This is a genomic window from Burkholderia sp. Bp9143, assembly GCF_003853645.1.
Taxonomy (GTDB): domain Bacteria; phylum Pseudomonadota; class Gammaproteobacteria; order Burkholderiales; family Burkholderiaceae; genus Burkholderia.
Map to the genome: position 1 here is coordinate 125,789 of NZ_QTPO01000004.1, position 16,702 is coordinate 142,490.

Annotated in this window: 15 protein-coding genes; 4 read left to right on the forward strand and 11 right to left on the reverse strand. The window is 68.6% G+C overall.

All coding sequences use genetic code 11. From position 1 onward, the window contains the following. The first annotated feature begins 148 nt into the window (after positions 1-148). Positions 149-805: a VC0807 family protein gene (locus tag DIE23_RS04285; RefSeq protein ID WP_124610958.1), complete on the forward strand. Its 657-nt coding sequence runs from the start codon at positions 149-151 to the stop codon at positions 803-805. 92 nt (positions 806-897) lie between these two features. Beyond that, the gene (locus DIE23_RS04290) at positions 898-1,764 is read left to right on the forward strand and encodes a CPBP family intramembrane glutamic endopeptidase (RefSeq protein ID WP_124610959.1); all 867 of its coding nucleotides are present in this window, start codon (positions 898-900) and stop codon (positions 1,762-1,764) included. Between the two features lie 46 nt (positions 1,765-1,810). On the opposite strand, the gene DIE23_RS04295 is transcribed toward DIE23_RS04290, so the two are convergent. The 5 genes from DIE23_RS04295 to DIE23_RS04315 form a co-directional block, all read right to left on the reverse strand. Further along, positions 1,811-2,791, reverse strand: a complete 981-nt coding sequence (locus DIE23_RS04295) for an aldo/keto reductase (protein WP_124610960.1) — start codon at positions 2,789-2,791, stop codon at positions 1,811-1,813. Between the two features lie 227 nt (positions 2,792-3,018). After that, a complete protein-coding gene (locus DIE23_RS04300; RefSeq protein ID WP_185646381.1) occupies positions 3,019-3,693 on the reverse strand; it encodes a MarC family protein in 675 nt (224 codons plus the stop codon). A 119-nt stretch (positions 3,694-3,812) separates the two neighbouring features. Further along, complete coding sequence (locus tag DIE23_RS04305; protein ID WP_124610962.1) at positions 3,813-4,613, reverse strand: enoyl-CoA hydratase-related protein; 801 nt, start codon at positions 4,611-4,613, stop codon at positions 3,813-3,815. A gap of 40 nt (positions 4,614-4,653) precedes the next feature. After that, on the reverse strand, positions 4,654-5,976 hold the full coding sequence (paaK, locus tag DIE23_RS04310; protein ID WP_124610963.1) for a phenylacetate--CoA ligase PaaK: 1,323 nt from the start codon (positions 5,974-5,976) through the stop codon (positions 4,654-4,656). Positions 5,977-6,044: 68 nt separating this feature from the next. Next, positions 6,045-7,598: a 3-hydroxyacyl-CoA dehydrogenase gene (locus DIE23_RS04315; protein ID WP_124610964.1), complete on the reverse strand. Its 1,554-nt coding sequence runs from the start codon at positions 7,596-7,598 to the stop codon at positions 6,045-6,047. Positions 7,599-7,762: 164 nt separating this feature from the next. Here DIE23_RS04315 and DIE23_RS39390 point away from each other — a divergent pair, with 164 nt between their 5' ends. Next, entirely contained in the window at positions 7,763-8,134 is a 372-nt protein-coding gene (locus tag DIE23_RS39390; protein WP_185646382.1) for a hypothetical protein, read from the forward strand. Between the two features lie 11 nt (positions 8,135-8,145). Then, the gene (locus tag DIE23_RS04325; RefSeq protein ID WP_124610966.1) at positions 8,146-9,234 is read left to right on the forward strand and encodes a calcium:proton antiporter; all 1,089 of its coding nucleotides are present in this window, start codon (positions 8,146-8,148) and stop codon (positions 9,232-9,234) included. A gap of 93 nt (positions 9,235-9,327) precedes the next feature. Here DIE23_RS04325 and DIE23_RS04330 read toward each other — a convergent pair whose 3' ends face one another. The 6 genes from DIE23_RS04330 to DIE23_RS04355 form a co-directional block, all read right to left on the reverse strand. Next, positions 9,328-10,461, reverse strand: coding sequence for a transporter substrate-binding domain-containing protein (locus tag DIE23_RS04330; protein ID WP_124610967.1), 1,134 nt, complete (start codon positions 10,459-10,461; stop codon positions 9,328-9,330). Positions 10,462-10,481: 20 nt separating this feature from the next. After that, positions 10,482-11,252: a hypothetical protein gene (locus tag DIE23_RS04335; protein WP_124610968.1), complete on the reverse strand. Its 771-nt coding sequence runs from the start codon at positions 11,250-11,252 to the stop codon at positions 10,482-10,484. A 603-nt stretch (positions 11,253-11,855) separates the two neighbouring features. Further along, positions 11,856-12,710 carry an amidohydrolase family protein gene (locus DIE23_RS04340; protein ID WP_124610969.1) on the reverse strand — a complete coding sequence of 285 codons (855 nt, stop codon included), beginning with the start codon at positions 12,708-12,710 and terminating at the stop codon, positions 11,856-11,858. Then, positions 12,707-13,729 (reverse strand): D-isomer specific 2-hydroxyacid dehydrogenase family protein, encoded by a 1,023-nt coding sequence (locus tag DIE23_RS04345; RefSeq protein ID WP_124610970.1) that lies wholly within the window; start codon positions 13,727-13,729, stop codon positions 12,707-12,709. Before DIE23_RS04345 ends, DIE23_RS04340 begins: the two co-directional genes overlap by 4 nt. After that, entirely contained in the window at positions 13,726-14,805 is a 1,080-nt protein-coding gene (locus DIE23_RS04350) for a LacI family DNA-binding transcriptional regulator (RefSeq protein WP_124610971.1), read from the reverse strand. Before DIE23_RS04350 ends, DIE23_RS04345 begins: the two co-directional genes overlap by 4 nt. An 8-nt stretch (positions 14,806-14,813) precedes the next feature. Beyond that, entirely contained in the window at positions 14,814-16,700 is a 1,887-nt protein-coding gene (locus tag DIE23_RS04355; RefSeq protein ID WP_124610972.1) for a TRAP transporter large permease subunit, read from the reverse strand. Between the last annotated feature and the right edge of the window lie 2 nt (positions 16,701-16,702).

Sequence of the window (16,702 nt, forward strand, 5' to 3'; positions counted from 1 at the left end):
GCCCTGGCGCGGCCCGGCCGTCCGGCCGGCGCGTGACGCGCCCGTTTTCGGTGCGAGCACAACCGCGCCGGGCGCGACGCGCGGGGTCGGACTTGGATATACTCGAAGCGACATCACCGCTCCGCGCGCCACCCGCGCGCCCGCTTCCGTGAAACCACGAGCCGGCCTGATCCTCGAACTCGTCGTCAACCTGCTGCTGCCCTGGGTCGCATACCGGGTCGCGCATCCGTATTTCGGCGAAACCGGCGCGCTGTACGCGTCGGCGATTCCGCCCATCGTCTGGTCCGTCGTCGAATTCATCCGCTCGCGCCGCGTCGATGCGGTGGCCGCCGTCGTGCTGCTCGGCATCGCGCTGTCGATCGCCGGCATGGCGCTCGGCGGCAGCGCGCGCACGCTGCTGATGCGCGAATCGCTCGCGTCCGGCACGATCGGCGTCGTGTTCCTGCTGTCGTTGTTCCGCGATCGCCCGCTGATCTTCTATCTCGCACGTGCGACGGTGGCGCGCGAGACGGCCGGCGGCGCCGCGCGTTTCGAGACGGTCTGGGCCGAACAGCCGGGGCTGCGCCAGATGCTCCGCCTGATGACCTTCGTGTGGGGTGCATGCATGACGCTGGAGATGCTGCTGCGCCTGTGGATGGTCGTCACCTGGCCCGTCGAGCGCGTGCTCGTCGTGTCGCCGATCATGGGCTACTCGGTGTTCGGCACCCTGCTGCTCTGGACCTTCTGGTACCGGCGGCGGATGCGCGAGCGCAACAGCGTCGACATCCCGTCCCGCGACGGCGTCACCGAGATCGCCGGCCGCTGACCGCCGGCCCCGCCCCGCGCGGCCGGCCCGGCGGTACGTCACCGTCACTAGGGTATGATGCGCGGCGTCTCGTTCGCCCCATGCATCGCCCCATGTCTCTTTCGCTTCTCCCGTCTGCCACGATCTGGCTCGCGCTGTTCGCGGCCGCCGCGTTCGCATGGCAGCGCCCGCTGCACGTCCTGAGCATCGCCCTGGCCGCACTCGGCTATGCCGGCGCGCTGGCGTTCGGCAAGCTCGATCCGATCGTGCTCGCGCCGCTCGCGCTGCTCGTGGCTGCCGCCTGGGGCGTCGCGCCGGACCGTCCGCTCGCGGTGCGGATCGTCGCGCACGTCGTGTTTGCCGCCCTCGCAATCGCGCTGAGCCTGCACCTCATACCCGGTTTCCACAATCCGCGCGTGATCGAGCCGACGCGCTTCACGCCGGACGCCGTGCCGTTCACGATGTACCTGAATTTCGATAAGCCGCTGGTCGGCCTGTGGCTGCTGTGGGCGCTGCCGTGGGTCGCGCCGGACGTTCCGCCGGCGCGCGCGCTGCGCGCGGGCGCCGTGGCGGCCGTCGCGACGGCGGCGGCCTGCCTGGCCGGCGCGCTCGCGTTCGGCATGGTCGGCTGGGCGCCGAAATGGCCGGCGTCGGGCTGGATGTGGCTCGTCAACAACGTGCTGCTCGTCACGCTCGCCGAGGAAGCGCTGTTTCGCGGCTACGTCCAAGGCGGGCTCACGCGCGTGCTCGGCCGGTTCGGCTGGGGGCCGTGGGCCGCGCTCGCGATCGGCGCGGTGCTGTTCGGCGCCGCGCACGCGGCCGGCGGCTGGCCCTGGATCGTGCTCGGCACGGTGGCCGGCGTCGGCTACGGCCTGGCATGGCGGCGCGGCGGGCTGCTCGCATCCGCGCTCGCGCATGCGGGGCTGAACGTGATCCACTTCGGGCTGTTCACCTACCCGATGCTCGCCACCGCGCGCTGAACGCCGTGCGCGGCGGCGGCATCCCGCCGGTTTCGTTCGGTCGAACTCAGTTGAAGCCGGCCACCGCGTGCGGCACGTACGGGCCTTCGAGCGCCGCGATTTCATCGTCCGTCAATTTCAGTTCCAGCGCGCCGAGTGCATCGTCGAGATGATGCGGCTTCGAGATGCCGACGATCGGCGCGGTGATGCCGCGCTTGTGCGCGACCCACGCGAGCGCGACCTGCGCGCGCGGCACGTTGCGCGCGGCGGCGATTGCCGCGACGGCCTCGACGACCGCGCGATCGGCATCGGCCGTCGCGTCATACATCCGCTGACCGACCTCGTCGCTCTGCTGCCGGCCGGACGACTCGTCCCAGTTGCGCGTCAGCCGGCCGCGCGCGAGCGGGCTCCACGGAATCACCGCGATGCCTTCGGCCTCGCACAGCGGCAGCATTTCCCGTTCTTCCTCGCGATACAGCAGGTTCAGGTGATTCTGCATGCTGACGAAGCGGGTCCAGCCGTTCTGCTTCGACGTATACAGCGCCTTCGCGAACTGCCACGCGAACATCGACGACGCGCCGATGTAGCGTGCCTTGCCGGCCTTCACGACGTCGTGCAGCGCCTCGAGCGTCTCCTCGATCGGCGTGCCGTAATCCCAGCGGTGGATCTGGTACAGGTCGACGTAGTCGGTGCCGAGCCGCTTCAGGCTCTGGTCGATGTCGGTCATGATCGCCTTGCGCGAGAGCCCCGCGCCGTTCGGCCCCGGCCGCATCCGGTAGAACACCTTGGTCGCGATCACCACGTCGTCGCGCTTCGCGAAGTCGCGCAGCGCGCGGCCGACGATCTCCTCGGACGTGCCGTCCGAATACATGTTCGCGGTATCGAAGAAATTGATGCCGGCCTCGATCGCGCGCTGGATGATCGGACGGCTGTCCGCTTCCGGCAGCGTCCACGGGTGCGTGCCGCGCGACGGCTCGCCGAACGTCATGCAGCCCAGCACCAGCTTCGACACGTCCATCCCGGTCGACCCGAATTTCACGTATTCCATCGCGCGCCTCGTCATTGAAGGTGGGGGTTGCGGCCGGATGCGCGGCACGGTTCGGTGCGCCGGGCACGAACGCCGCGCCATGCATCAGCCGGACGTCGCATGGTATCCCGCGATGCGCAAACGCGTATCGGTGCGCCCGCCGGCGGCCCGGCAAGATGAACGGACGAACGCGCCCCACAGCCCGGACGCGTCGCGCCGGGCCGGGTCACGCGCGAGGGATGAACGGGTTACTTGATCTGGTCGGCGATCGGCTGCAGGAATTCGGAGAATCCGGTCAGCATGATCTGCACACCGATGCACAGCAGCAGGAACGCCGACACGCGCTTCGCGACCTTGGTACCTTCGCTGCCGAGGTAGCGCGACAGCAGCGCGGAGCGGCTGTAGACCTGCCAGATCACGATCGCAACCAGTACGGAGACGGTAATCGACACGATGCTCGACAGCATGAACTCCGACAGCTTGTGCGTGCGGTTCGCGTTGAGCGCGATCGCGGTCGCGATCGAACCCGGGCCAACCGTCAGCGGCATGGTCAGCGGGAAGAACGCGCGCGTCATGATCGCATTCGCGTCGATCGGCCTGACCGGCGTATCGCCGCCGCCCGCCGGCCCGTCCGGCTCGTTCAGCATCTGCCAGCCCGCGACGGCGACCGCGAAGCCGCCGCCGATCCGCAGCGCTTCCATCGAGATCCCGAAGAAATGCAGCACCGGCGTGCCGGCGAAGAACGCGACCAGCAGCACGATGAACGCGTTGAACGCCACTTTCTTCGCAAGCAGATTGCGCTCGTGCTCGGTCAGCGCCTCGGTGCGTTCGAGAAACAGGAACGCGATGCCGATCGGATTGATGATGCCGATCAGGCCGGTGAAACCGAACAGGATCTCGGAGATAAGGCGATTGACGATCATCGGAAGCGAAGAAGCGGTCGGGGCTGGGCCGGCGGCGCGCCGGGGGTCACGCATTGTAGAGCAAGCGCCCGCGCCCGAGACGCAAATCGCGCCCCGGGCCGCCGCGCCGCGCCGCCGCCTTATTCGGCGCCCGGCTCCCACGCCGGCGGCCGCTTCGCGAAGAACGCGGCGAAGCCCTCCTTCGCTTCCGGCGTCGCCCGCACGCGGGAGATCGTCTGCGCGGTGAACGCCGCGCGTTCGTCCGACGGCGGATACTCGCCGATCGCGTCGAAAAAGCGCTTGATCTCCATCAGCGCGTTCGGGCCGTTGCGGCTCAGCTCGGCGAGCGTCTTGTCGAGTGCGGCGTCGAGCGCGTCGAGCGGCACGGCCTGATGAATCAGCCCGATCGCGACGGCTTCGCCGGCTGCGAGCTGTGTCGCGGTCAGCGCGAGCCGGCGCGCCTGGCGCTGGCCGACCGCCTCGACCAGATAAGGGCCGATCACCGACGGCAGGATTCCGAAACGGGCCTCGCTGACCGAGAAGCGCGCGTGATCGCTCGCGATCACGATGTCGCAGGCCGCGCACAGGCCGACGCCGCCGCCGAACGCGTGGCCCTGCACGCGCGCGACCGTCGGCTTCGGGCACTGCCGGATCGCGCGCATCATCGCGGCGAACCGCTCGGCGTCGCGCAGGTTCGCGGCCGCGTCGTTCGCGCTCGCGCGCTGCATCCACTGCAGATCGGCGCCCGCGCAGAACGCGCGGCCGTCCGAGCGCAGCACGATCGCGCGCACGTCGTCGCGCCCGCCGAGCGTGGTGAACGCGTCGGTCAGCTCGGCGATCATCGTCTCGTCGAACGCGTTGAGCACGTCGCCACGCTGCAGCGCGACGGTCGCGATGCCGCGCGCATCGACGGCGACGGCCAGGGTCTTCAATTCATCCATCGAACAGGTTTCCTCGGGGTAGAACAGGGAACGGCGAAACTCAGGCGGCCTGCCGGCGGTCGATCACGCGCCGGGCCTTGCCGGTCGCGCTCGCGGGAATGCCGCCCGCGGCGAGCACCGTCACGCCGGCCGACACGCCGATCATCGTCTTGATCCGGTGCTGCAGCTCGCGCGCGATCGCCGCGCGCTCGTCGTCGGTCACGCACGCGGCGGCCTCGGAGCGCAGTTCGACCGCGAGATCGAGCCGGTCCATGTGGCCGGCGCGCGAGAGCGTGATCTGGAACTGCCCCGACAGCTTCGTCTGCGCGACGACGATTTCCTCGATCTGGCTCGGGAACACGTTGACGCCGCGCACGATCAGCATATCGTCGGAGCGGCCCGTGATCTTCGCGAGCCGGCGCATCGCGCGCGCGGTCGGCGGCAGCAGCGCGGTGAGATCGCGCGTGCGGTAGCGGATCACCGGCATCGCTTCCTTCGTCAGCGACGTGAACACGAGCTCGCCCTCGCTGCCGTCCGGCAGTACTTCGCCGGTCACGGGATCGATGATCTCCGGATAGAAATGGTCTTCCCAGATCACCGGGCCGTCCTTCGTCTCGACGCATTCGCACGCGACGCCCGGGCCCATCACTTCCGACAGCCCGTAGATGTCGAGCGCGTCGATGCCCGCGCGCGTCTCCACTTCCTCGCGCAGCGCCTGCGTCCACGGCTCCGCGCCGAAGATGCCGATCTTCAGCGACGACTCGGCCGGGTCCATCCCCTGCCGCACCATCTCGTCGATCAGGTTCAGCATGTACGACGGCGTGACGAGGATGATCTTCGGCTCGAAATCGCGGATCAGCTGCACCTGCTTCTCGGTCTGCCCGCCTGACATCGGCACGACCATGCAGCCGAGCCGCTCCGCGCCGTAGTGAATCCCGAGGCCGCCCGTGAAGAGCCCGTAGCCGAATGCGTTGTGGAGCGTGTCGCCCGGGCGGCCGCCGGCCGCGCGGATCGACCGCGCGGTCACGTTCGCCCACGTGTCGATGTCACGCGCCGTGTAGCCGACCACCGTCGGCTTGCCGGTCGTACCGCTCGACGCATGCACGCGCACGACCTGCTCGCGCGGCACCGCGAACAGCCCGAACGGGTAGTTGTCGCGCAGGTCGTTCTTGGTCGAGAACGGAAATTTCGCGAGATCCGCGAGCGTCTTCAGGTCGTCCGGGTGCACGCCCGCCGCGTCGAACGTGCGGCGATAGTGCGGGACGTTGTCGTACGCGTGGCGCAGCGACCACTTGAGGCGCTCGAGCTGCAGCGCCTGCAGTTCGTCGCGGCTGGCGGTCTCGATCGGCTCGAGGGCGGCGGCGGGATGCGTCAGGTGAGTCATCGGGGTGCTCCTCCAATGGAGTGATGTCGTTATCGTGATGCGGGTGATCCGGGTGACGCGGCCGGCGGCTAGCGGAACGTACGGCCGGCCGCGTGCAGCGCGGCGATGCGCGGCGACACGCGATAGCGGTCCTCGCCGTAGCTCGCCGCGAGGTTCGACAGCACGCGATGCACGCGGCCGATGCCGATCGCATCGGCCCATGCGAGCGGGCCGCACGGGTAGTTCACGCCCTTCTCCATCGCAAGATCGAGATCGGTGGGCGAGCACACGCCCTGGTTCACCGTGTCGGCCGCCTCGTTCGCGAGCATCGCGACGGTGCGCATCGCGACCATGCCCGGCACGTCCGCGACGCCGACGACCCGGAAACCGGCTTGCTGGAACAGGCCGACCGCATCCGCGTAGGCGGCGTCGCTGCACTGGAGCGCGCGCGTCAGCGCGACGAGCCCGGCCTGCGCGTAATCGCGCGCGAGATCGACGAGCACGAGGTCGGCCACGCCGGTTTGCGCGGCGCGCACCGTCGCGGTGCGGCCGTCGGTCAGCGCGATCGACACGTGACCGGCCACGGCAAGCAGTTCGTCGGCATGCGCACCGTTCTGCCGTGCGCCGGCGATACGTTCGGCGAAGCGTGCATGCAGCGCGGCGGCCGGGCCGTCCTGCGCGAACAGCGCGACGTCGACCGGCGCGTCGCGGGGCGCTTCGAGCTCGGGCGCGGGCGGCGTCGCGCCGTCCGCATAGGAATAGAAGCCGCGCCCCGACTTGCGACCGAGGAAGCCCGCGTTCACGAGTTCCTGCTGGATCAGCGACGGCGTGTAGCGCGGATCGTTGAAGTATGCGCGGAACACCGACTCGGTCACCGCGAAGTTCACGTCGTGGCCGATCAGGTCCATCAGCTCGAACGGCCCCATCCGGAAGCCGCCGGCGTCGCGCATCACCGCGTCGATCGAGGCCGGCGTGCCGCCCTGCTCGTTCAGCACGCGCAGCGCCTCCGCGTAATACGGCCGCGCGACGCGGTTCACGATGAAGCCCGGCGTCGATTTCGCCAGCACCGGCCGCTTGCCCCACGCGGCGGCCGTGTCGTACAGCGCCTGCGCGACGTCCGGCGCGGTCGCGAGCCCGCTGACCACCTCGACGAGCGCCATCAGCGGCGCCGGATTGAAGAAATGCAGGCCGGCCACGCGCTGCGGCGCGCGCAGCCCGGCCGCGATCGACGTGATCGAGATCGACGACGTATTGGTCGCCAGCACGCAGCTGTCGTCGACATGACGCTCGAGCGTGGCGAAGATCTCGCGCTTCACGTCGAGCCGCTCGGCCGCCGCCTCGACGATCAGCGCGGCGCCGGCGAAATCGGCCAGCGCGCGCACCGCGCGAATCCGGCTGCCGGCCGCATCGGCCTGCGCCGGCGCCATCCGGCCTTTCTCCGCGAGCCGCGCGAACTGCGCGCGGATGCCGGCCAGCGCCTTGTCGCACGCCGTCTCGTTCAGGTCGTACAGCAGCACCGCATGGCCGGCCGCCGCGGCAACCTGCGCGATGCCCGCGCCCATCGCGCCCGCGCCGATCACGCCAACGACCGCCGACTGCGCGAGCGCGCCCGAATTCACCGAATGTGCAGAAGAAACAGCCATCGCTTGCGATCCGTCATGAAGTGGAAGTGCGAGCGATTATAAACCGACCGGTCGGTAGATTTATGTCAGGGCGAGCCCGAATATGTCGTGCAAGAGACCGTTACGAAAACTGCAAAAACAAAAAAATCGAACGATCGGGGCACTTTTTGCAAACCGAAAGGTCAATGAAATCGTTCGAATATGAGATAGTGTCCCCCAAACGCCTGATAAAATTCGACAAACCGCCGGATTTCAGGGGGAAACCGCGTGTCACGCCGCTGCCGTCCATCGTCCGCGCCATTTCGGGGTCGATTCAGAACCGCCGGCCCGTTTGTCGTCACGTGCAAGCGCTCCGCCATCCGCACCCGGTCGCATCGAACCGTTTCATCCAGCGACGGGCCTCGGCCCGCCCGCGCCGCTCGCCGCCTCACGGTGGCGAACCCGAGGCAGCACAGCGCCGTGCTGCCGCCCATCAGTTTCATCGTCCTCGTTCGGCGGATTTTCCGGCCGGGCTTCGTCAACCCGTGACGGCGCGTCGCGCGCCGCCACTCGCATAAGGAAACCCTCCATGCCGCTCTCGTCCAACCAGCTCCCGCGCTGGACCCTCGTGGCCCCGCTTGCCGCGTGGCTGGTACTCGCGCTGTCGCGCGTCGTGCCGGCCGAAGGCCTCGTCATCGCCGTGTTCGCCGCCGCGCTCGCCGGCGCCGTATTCGCCGCCGTCCACCATGCCGAAGTCGTCGCGCACCGCGTCGGCGAGCCGTTCGGCACGCTCGTGCTCGCGGTCGCCGTGACCGTCATCGAAGTCGCGCTGATCGTGTCGGTGATGCTCGGCGCCGGTCCCGAGAAATCGGGCCTCGCGCGCGACACGGTGTTCGCCGCCGTGATGATCATCTGCAACGGCATCGTCGGCCTCTGCCTGCTGGTCGGTGCGTGGAAGCACGGCGAGCAGGATTTCCAGGGGCGCGGCGCGAGCAAGGCGCTCGCGGTGCTCGCGTCGCTGTCGGTGCTGTCGCTCGTGATGCCGAACTACCTGAACGCCGCGCCGGGCCCGTTCTTCTCGAAATCGCAGCTTGCGTTCGCCGGTGTTTCGTCGCTCGTGCTGTACGGCGCATTCGTGTTCGTGCAGACCGTGCGCCACCGCGACTACTTCCTCACCGAGCACGACAGCGCGAACGAATCGGTGCACGCGGCGCCGCCGAGCAGCCGCACCGCGCTGATCAGCCTCGTGCTGCTGTTCGCGAGCCTCGTCGCGGTCGTGCTGCTCGCAAAGCTGCTGTCGCCGGCCGTCGAGCATGCGGTGATGAAGCTCGGCGCGCCGGAAGCCGCGGTCGGCATCGTGATCGCCGCGCTCGTGCTGCTGCCCGAAGGGCTCGCGGCCGTCACCGCCGCGCGGGCGAACCGTCTGCAGACCAGCATGAACCTCGCGCTCGGCTCGGCCCTCGCGAGCATCGGGCTCACGATCCCGACCGTCGCGGCCGTGTTCATCTGGGTCGGCCAGCCGCTCACGCTCGGCATCGGCGCGATGGAAACCGTGCTGCTGTCGCTGACGCTGCTCGTCAGCACGCTGACGCTCAGCCAGGGACGCACGACGGTGCTGCACGGCGTCGTGCACCTGTCGCTGTTCGCCGCCTACCTGTTCCTGTCGATCACGCACTGATGCAGAACGGCGCGGGGCCCGGCGGATTCTCTCCGCCGGGCCCCGCGCGTCGCTTCACCGTCCTCTGCTTCACCTTCTTCGCTGCACGCGCGCCTACCGGACCGGAATCACGAGATGCTGGCCGGCGAGGATCAGGTTCGGGTTCGCGAGGTTGTTGCGGCGCTGGATCTCGCGATAGCGCTGGCCGCTGCCGAGCTTGCTCGCCGCGATCAGGTTCAGCGTATCGCCCGCCTTCACCACGTACGTGTGCTCGCCGGATGCGGCCGCGGTCGTCATCGTCTGGTCGCTGACGAAATACTTGCGCAGCAGGTCCAGATACTGCGGCGACTGCTTGAGCTTCGCGATCGCGGCATTCAGGTAGATCAGCAGATCCTGGTCGTCGGCACGCACGCCGATCTTGTACGCGATGTTCGAGCCGTCGAGCTTGGTCACCGCGAACTTCAGGTCGGTGCCCTTGATCGAGCTGACCGCGAACGGATAGTCGTAGATGAACGCGTCGACCGCATGGCCGTCGAGGCTCTTCGCGATGAATGCCGGATCGGAATCGTCGACCTCGACGAACCGGACGTTCGGATACTGGCGCGTGACGAACGCACGCACGTCCGGATCGCCCTTAAGGATGCCGACCGTCTTGCCGACCAGATCGTCGGCCGAGCGAATCGCGGAGCCTTGCCGCACGATCAGCGAATAACCGAAATCGTCGACGTACGGCACCGAGTAGACGACGCCTGCCGGCGTGTTGTCCGGGAACGTCAGCCCGTCCATCGCGACGTCGACGACATGGTTGCCCTTCGCATCGGTGTCGAGCAGTTGTTTCGGCACGCCCGGGTACGTATCGACTTCGTGACGCGTATCGACGACGACCGGCTTGCCGCCGTGCGAGAACGACGGGTCCGCGAACAGCAGCCGCGCGAATTCGACGTTGAAGCCGTGCGGTGCGCCCTTGTCCTCACCGAAGAACGGCTCGCTCGGGTTCTGCACCGAGACCCGCACGATGCCGTTTTCGGCGATCGATTTCAGCGTGCTGGCCTGCGGCGTGAAGCCGGCCGGCAGCACGTTGCCCGACGCCGACGGCTGCGCGGGCTGGCCCGCGTCGCCGTTTTGCGCGGACGTCGAGGTCGGGGCCGCATCATGCGCGGGAATCAGCGTCGACAGGCCGCCCTGGTGGACGATCCATACGCCGACGAGCACCACCAGGAACACGACTGCGCCGAGAAGTTTTTTCATGGTTGCGTGCCTGCGGGAAGTTATTGTTGTTTCGACGGCAGTGCGGCGGCCTGTGCCGCATCGGGGCCGGGCACGGGGGTGCCGTTCATCACCGCCTGTTGTTGCGCCTGCTTGACCTCGGGGTTGTCCAGCAGCGACGTCTCCATTTCGGAGAACGCCTTGTTCACCGAGCGCATCACCGAATCGACGGCCACGTCGGTCTTGATCTGCTCGAACGTATCGGCCGTCTGCCGGCCCGCGAGCTTGTTCATGTGCTGCGCGGCCTGCGACATGTCCCACATCGCCTTCGCGCGATCGATCGCCAACGCGAAATTCTTCAGTTCGGCCTGCACCTGCTTGTAGCGGCTTTCGCGGAACGCGAGCAGCTGCTTCATCGTGTCGAGCTGCGCGCGAAAGCGCGGCGCGTCGTCCGGATACTGCTTCTCGAACAGCTCGGTCTTGTTCTCGAAGTTCTTCACCTCGGTGCGGAATGCGGTGATGCTGTCCGCGAACTTCTGCGCCGCCTGGCGCTTTTCCGCGAGCTGGTTGATCAGCGTCTCGATCGGATTCGACTGCGCTTCCTCGACGATCATCTTCACCTTCTGGTTCGCGAACTTCATCGCGACGACAGGCGCGAAATAGATCGCCCCGAGACCGATCACGGCCGCCGTGATCAGCGCGATCATCCCCTTCAGGATGAACAGCGCGGCCGGTGCCGCGATCGCGACGCCGGCGATGATGATCGCCCACTTGATCAGCTTTGCCTTGCCACTCCCCGAACTGCCGTTTGCTTCATTCGAAAGCTGCGACATGAGTTTTTCTCCTTGAACCTCGAACTGAACTGCGTGCGTGTGCTGCGTCATGCTCAATCGAAATGCTTCGGATTCCGGTGCCGCCGCGCGTGCGGGACGGGCGGCGGCGGCGTCACGAGACGCCGGTGTAAGCGTCATGCGCGATACGGTATTCGGGCGTGGCAGGCTGCCGCGCGACGCGGCGGCGCCGATCGGCACCGTTCGTCGGCACGGCCCGTGCGCGGACGGGAAAGTGTACCGATGCACGGTACGAAACGGGATGACGGATACGTGACGCGACGGGCGTCGGGAGAATCGTGGCTCCGGCGCGCCGGGGGCTGCGGCGCCGGGATTCCGGTACGAGTGCGTGAAGGCTCATCATTGTTCTTTTGCGCGTCGCGGATGCGGGAACACGCGGCCAGCGCGCCCCGCTCGAAATGCACGCACGTATCCTGCGCCGACCGGCATGCAGCGTCAAGCGGTCGGCGCGGCGCGGTGCGATGCGTTTCGCGATTGAAAGCGTGCGTGGCGCGCCAGCTTTCAGAACGGTAAGGATGTTGCCGATGCAGCGATTCGCGGCGCTCGGTCAGGATTGCTCGTCACCGAGGCGCGGCCGACAGGACGTCACGTCGCGGCGCCGATCGGGGCGTCCGCGTCGAACCCGTACAGCACGACCGGGTTGTCGACGAGAATCGCGCGGCTAGCCGCATCGTCCGCCGCGCAGGCGTGCAACCAACCGAGCAGGTGCGCATCGTCGGGCACCGGCGACGCGTTCGGGTGCGGCCAGTTGGTGCCCCAGACGCAGCGCGCCGCATGCTCACGCGCGAGCACGGCGGCAAGGCGTGCGACGTCGTCGTAACCGGGCGCACCGGATTGCGAGGTTTCGTAAGGCGCGGACAGCTTCACCCATACGTGGCCGCGATCCAGCAGGCGCCGCAACGCAACGAACGCCGGCGCATCCGGTACCACCGGCGTCAGGTACTTGCCCGTGTGATCGATCACGACAGGCGCCTGCAACGACGCCAGCATCGGCTCGACGTCGGGCAGCGTCCGGCCGTCGAGCTGCAGGTCGATGTGCCAGCCGAGCGGCGCAATTCGCGCGGCCACCCGCTCCAGATCGTCCCAGCGCGCGACGCCGCCCGACAGTGTCATGAACCGCACGCCGCGGATGCCCGCCGCGTGCAGCCGCTCAAGTTCGGCATCCGGCACATCGACCGGCAACGTCGCGACGCCGCGCGCCTGCGGGCCCAGCGCGGCCAGCGCATCGAGCGTGCAGCGATTGTCGAAGCCATAACCGGTCGGCTGCACGACGACCACGCGCGCGAGGCCGAGTGCCTGTTGCACACGGCAATACGCGTCCACCGGCGCATGTGGCGGGCGGAACGTCGCCATCGGCGCGAGCGGATAGGCATCGTCGTAGATGTGGATATGGCAATCGCACGCGTGCGCCAGCCGCATGCCGACGTCGTCGCGCGTCATCGTGCACCCGATGCGGCGGACGCGTCGACCGACCGCCAGCGTTCGAGCCGCGTCGCATGCTCGACGTTGACCACGCCCTTCGGCACGCGTCCATCGAGCAGCGCGGCGAGTTGGTCGACCGTCTCCAGCGCCTGGTGCTCGACCGCCGGCCGCGTCAGCCCGCCGATATGCGGCGTGGCGATCACGCGCGGATGCGCGGCGAGTTCGGGCGTCGGCATCTGGTCCGCCGCGCGGCCGACATCGAGCGCGCAACCAGCCAGCCGGCCGCCGGCGAGCGCGTCGGCAAGCGCCTGCTCGTCGACGAGCTCGCCGCGCGACGCATTGATGAAGCACGCGCCCGGCTTCATCGCGGCGAACGCGCGCGCATCGAACAGGTTCGCGGTGGCCGGCGTCGCCGGCGCGAGGCACACGACGTAATCCGCGTCGCGCAGCAAGGTCGCGCAATCGACCTGCTCGAGCGACGGAGTATCGACCCGCACGTACGGATCGGTCACGAGCACGCGCATCCCGAACGCCGTCGCGATCGGCGCAAGATGGCGCGCGATCTGTCCATAGCCGACCATGCCCAGCGTGCTGCCGCGCAATTCGCGGCCCATCCGCGGCAGCGGCGGCGTGCCACGATGGTACGCATCCACATAGCCGCCGATACCGCGCGCGAGGTCGATCATCGCACCGATCACCCACTCCGCGACGGCCGGCCCGAACCCGGGGCTCGCCTGCGTGACCAGCACGCCGAACTCACTCGCCGCGCCGACATCGACGGTACGGATGTCGACCGCGCAACGCAGGAACGCGGCGAGCACGGGCAATCCCGCGAACAGCGCGCGCGGCGCCGGTGTCTGCCGGTACGCGATCATCGCGTCGCATCCCTGCGCGGCAGCAATCAGCTCGTCCGTGCCGAGCTCCCGGTCGTACGGATTGCATGTGACGTCCGCGATCGCCTGCAACGCACGCAGCGCCTTCGCACCGAAGTAGTAATCGAGCATCCCGGACGGATGGGTCACGTAGACGCGCGTCATGCGTTGTCTCCCTTCGATTCGACCGCGCGCGGCGGCGGCGCGACCGATGCGCGCTCGACGAGCGTGACGCCCGGGAACACGCACTGCCCCGGCTCCGACGACGACGTGTCGCCATCGTGCCGCATCACGCGCCGCACCATCTCCGCGGCCATGTCGGTGACGGGCAGTTGCACCGTGGTCAGCGCGGGCCACGAGATCGCCGACAGGAAATGGCCGTCCATCCCGACGACCGACACATCGTCCGGCACGCGCAATCCGCCGTCGCGCAGCCCGGCCATCAGGCCGAGCGCGAACAGGTCGTTGACCGCGACGATGCCGGTCGGCCGCGCCGGATCGGCCGCGAGCGCGGCGCCGAGCGCACGCCCGACCTCGACGATCACCGCGTCGCCATATTCGTTCGCCGGACCGCCGTCGAGCACTTGCCCGTCGGCTCCCGCGTCACGCGCCACCGCGAGAAAGCCGCGAATCTTGTCGCTGCGGCTCACGGTGATGCCGGCCACCGTCGCGAACGCGAGCCGCGCATGGCCCGCGGCGACGAGGCAGCCGGTCGCGAGCCGCGCGGCCGCCTCGTTGTCGGCCGTCACGTGATCGACCTTCGATTGCTCGCCGGGCGTCGCGCGGCGATCGTAGCTGACGACCGTCATCCCGCGTTCAGCCGCGCGTTCAAGGTGGCTTTCGTCAGCGAGCGACGAAATCACGATTACGCGCCGCACGCCGTGCGCGAACAGATCGTCGAAGAACGCCGCCTCCTTGCCCGCATCGCGGTATGTGTTGCCGATCAGCACGCGATGACCGTACTGCTCCTGCGCGCAGGCCTCGATCTCGCGTGCGATGTAGCCATACATCGGATTCGCCATCGACGGTACCAGCAACCCGACGAGCGGCGTCTGCCCGGTCTTGAGCTGGCGCGCGAGCGTGCTCGGCCGGTACTGCAGCGCATCCATCGACGCCTTCACGCGCTCGAGCGTCTCGGGCTTCATCTGATCGGTGCGGCCGTTGAGCACGTTCGAAACCGTGCTGACCGAAACGGCCGCATGACGGGCCACGTCCTGAATCGTACTCATGTCATCTTGCATTGAACGGGCTACAGGCCGAAGTGGGCCGGCAGCCACAACGAAAACGCCGGTGCGAAGATCAGCGCCACGAGGGCGACGAACAGCACCAGCAGGTATTTCAGCATCGGCCGGGTCACGCGCGCGACCTCGGTCCCCGTGATCGCGCAGGTCGTGAACAGCCCGAGGCCGACGGGCGGCGCGAACAACCCCAACCCCATCGCCACGACCACGACCGTGCCGAAATGCAGCGGGTTGATGCCGAGCTGCAGCGCGATCGGCGCGAGCAGCGGCCCGAAGATGATCAGCGCGGGCGCACCTTCGAGCACGGCGCCGAACACGATCATCAAGAGCGCCGCCAGCAACAGGAATGCCGTGGCGCCATAGTGATGGGCAAACGCGGTCATTGTGCCCGAGACGAGCGCCGGAATCTGCTCGATCGACAGCGCGAACGACACGCTCGACGCCGCAGCGACGATGAACAGGATACCGCTCGCCATCGACGCCGCCCGCACGAACACGCGGCCGACCGAACGCCAGGTCAGTTCGCGGAACGCCGCCCAGCCGACCCCGAGCGCATAGACCACCGCGAACGCGGACACTTCCGTCGACGTCGCGATGCCCGACGTCACGCCCTTGCCGATCATCGCGACCATGATCAACGCGACGAGCGCGCCGCCCGCGAGCGGCAGCCACGCGCGGCGCTCGACGAACACCGCATCGATGTCGATCCGGCGTCCGCAGATCACGGTCACGACCGCCAACGACACGGCGAGCACAGCCGCCGGCACGATCCCCGCGACGAACAGCCCCGCGATCGAGATGTTCGCGACGAAACCCATGATGATCATGTTCACGCACGGCGGGATCGTCTCGGCCATCACCGCGCTGCACGCGAGCAGCGCCGCGGTTTCGTCGGGGTCCTGGCGCGCACGGCGCACGGCCGGCATCACGACGCCGCCCACCGCAGCGATGTCGGCCAGCTTGGAACCCGACACGCCGGAAAAGCACGCCGTCGCGAAGATCACGATCAGCCCGAGCCCGCCGCGCACGCGCCCGAAGATCCGCAGCAGCAATTCGACGAGCCGCGCGGACATCCCGTTCGACTCCATCAGCAAGCCGGCCAGCACGAAGAACGGTACTGCCAGCAGCACGAAGTGATCCGCGCCTGCCATCACCTGCTGCGAGTAGACGAGCAACGGCAGCGTCGGGTCGGCTAGGAAGTACAGCAGCGCCGAGAACGCGAGCACGAAGCCGATCGGCACGCCGAGCAGGAGCCCGCCGACGAAGCCGGCGATCAGCAGCGCCCCCGGCGCGATCGCATGTTCGGGCCACAGCGCGTTCCAGCCGTACACGGCACCCGCGAGCACCGCGCAGCACGCGAGCGTACCGAGCACGCGGCGGCGCGGCGCGTTCAGCGCGTTCGCGAGCGCGAACACGCTCATGAACAGCGCACCGAACATCATCGGATACACGTTGATCCAGCCCGGCAGGCCGCCGGTCGTCAACTGATCGTACGAATCGCCGAGCAGTTGCCACGACGACACCAGCAGGTTCAGCGACACCGCCGCGACGATCCAGTGCCCGATCTGCACGAGCGCGCCTTGCCAGCGCGCCGGCAGCCAGCCGCGGAACAGGTCGATGCCGACGTGCTGGCTGCGCCCGAGCACCGTCGCCGCACCGAAGAACACCAGCACGATCATCAGCGCGCTCGCGACCTCCTCCGCCCAGTCGACCGGGTCGTGCAGGAAATAGCGGAAGACAACCGACACGAACACGACGAGCACGTCGACGGCCAGCACCGCGGCCGACACGTATTCGATCCAGCGCATCGCCACCTCCAGCGCGCGGGCGGCGACGCGCACGAGGCGGCCTGTGCCGGCACTCGGCACGGCGCTCGAAACGGAACCGGTATCCATCG